The sequence below is a fragment of the Fibrobacter sp. UWEL genome, from assembly GCF_900142535.1.
Classification (GTDB): domain Bacteria; phylum Fibrobacterota; class Fibrobacteria; order Fibrobacterales; family Fibrobacteraceae; genus Fibrobacter.
This window is the reverse complement of the sequence record NZ_FRBE01000053.1, coordinates 1-1,682: the sequence shown is the minus strand read 5'-3', so window position 1 is coordinate 1,682 and position 1,682 is coordinate 1. Positions and strand designations below refer to the sequence as shown.

The window sequence follows — 1,682 nt, the reverse complement described above, 5'->3', positions numbered from 1 at the left end:
CATTTAGTTCGCGATAGTAAATTCTGGCAGGCCTGGGAACGATCTTCATTTCTGTTCAGTAAGTTGTTCCGACCGTTTAAAATCAATGCCCGATTTTTCAAGAACATCTCGGCCGAAATGGTGTATCTCGGATTCCCCGATACATTGCTTGCCAAAATCCAGGAGGAATGCGATGGCAAGTACAGTTACAAGGTTATTGATGAGAATCATGTAGTAATTACTGGGTTACCCGTATTAGAGAACTTTGACGATTGGAAAAAGTCTGTGCTTGGGGCGGTGCCAAAGACTTCGCCCGCTTCAAAAAAACAGGAATCTCATTCCAATGTAAACCCACGAAACATGATGCTTGCCTATCGCGAAATGTACGACTATACCTTGGATATATGCAGGCGTACGGGTAAGTTCTACAAGAATTACAAGTTCGGCCTTGGCGATAGGCTGCGCAACGACTCCATGGAACTTCTGGAGATGATGCAGCTTGCCATGCAGGGTTTTGCCAAGTTCGACTTTGATCGTGCCATGCAAATACTGGTGCGTGCAAGGATCCAGCTTCGCATATTACAGGACCTTAAACAAATCGCGAACAACCAGTGGATTTTCGTAAATGCAAAAATTGAAACCATATTGAATCTTTTACGGTTAGAGTCTTGCGGTAATGACACCGTGGGAGAAAACCTTTCAGAGTTCAGCAGCCCGCTCTCGCCTGCCTTGCAGAGGAGTAGACAAACCCATGGCGATGGCCTGCCGCAAGGCACTCCATGCCGTGTTTAATAGCGGCTGCCCATCAAATTCATGTAGGGCCTACGGCTTCTCCGCGCTCCCTGCAGGCAACAGAAACAACAATGGCAATTTCAACAATGCCGGCAACAACGCCAACTTCTGGTCTGCTAGCGAGAACAATAGCAACAACGCCTATAACATGAACTTGAACTACAACAACGAGAATGCCAACATGAACAACAACAATAAGAACAACGGTAACTCCGTTCGTTGTCTCCAGAACTCTGAAGAATTTACATGAACAGCTTGCTTGGTGAACTCTACATTGCCTATCGCGAGGCCCGCAAGCACAAGCGCAATACCCAGAATCAGCTTGACTTTGAACGGAACCTGGAAAGTAATCTGCTTGCATTGGCATACGAACTGCAAAATAGGACCTATGTTCCTTTGCCCAGTATCTGCTTCATTAACGAAAAGCCAGTAAAGCGTGAAATCATCGCCGCCAATTTTCGCGATCGCGTGGTACATCATCTGCTATACAACTGGATTTACCCCATATTCGACCGGCAGTTTATTTTCGATTGCTACAGCTGCCGTGTGGGCAAGGGTACCGACTTTGGTATAAAACGAGCCAAGGCTTTTGTTAGTTCAGAAAGCAAAAATTTTAGCCAAGAGTGCTGGGTTTTGCGCTTGGATATAAGCGGGTTCTTCATGGGCATTAATCGCGACATTCTTTATGGTTTGTGTATTGAAGGGTTGCGTAAGGTAAAGTGGCGTGGAGTTCCCGATAAGGATCTGTGTACATTCTTGATCAGGATTTTCGTGTATAATGATCCGCTGAAGAACGCCCGGTTTCGTAGCCCCCGCAGCGCATGGAACGACTTGCCCGCCAATAAGTCGTTGATGGGACTGCCGGAAAATCAGGGACTTCCTATCGGGAATCTGACATCGCAGTTATTTGG

2 protein-coding genes and 1 pseudogene are annotated in these 1,682 nt (G+C 46.5%); all 3 read left to right on the top strand.

Features of this window, described 5'->3' with window-relative positions; all coding sequences use genetic code 11:
- The coding region (locus BUB59_RS15440) for a four helix bundle protein (protein ID WP_159433389.1) at positions 1-771 on the top strand (771 nt) is incomplete at its 5' end.
- Positions 731-1,021 carry an FISUMP domain-containing protein gene (locus BUB59_RS14850; RefSeq protein ID WP_158236663.1) on the top strand — a complete coding sequence of 97 codons (291 nt, stop codon included), beginning with the start codon at positions 731-733 and terminating at the stop codon, positions 1,019-1,021. The genes BUB59_RS15440 and BUB59_RS14850, both read left to right, overlap by 41 nt.
- Positions 1,018-1,682, top strand: a pseudogene (locus BUB59_RS14845) (RNA-directed DNA polymerase); the annotation flags it as partial. The gene BUB59_RS14850 and the pseudogene BUB59_RS14845, both read left to right, overlap by 4 nt.

What these genes read in the sequence shown, in the direction of transcription:
- BUB59_RS14850 (WP_158236663.1), top strand. Translation starts at nt 731, where the DNA reads ATGGCGATGGCCTGCCGCAAGGCACTCCATGCCGTGTTTAATAGCGGC.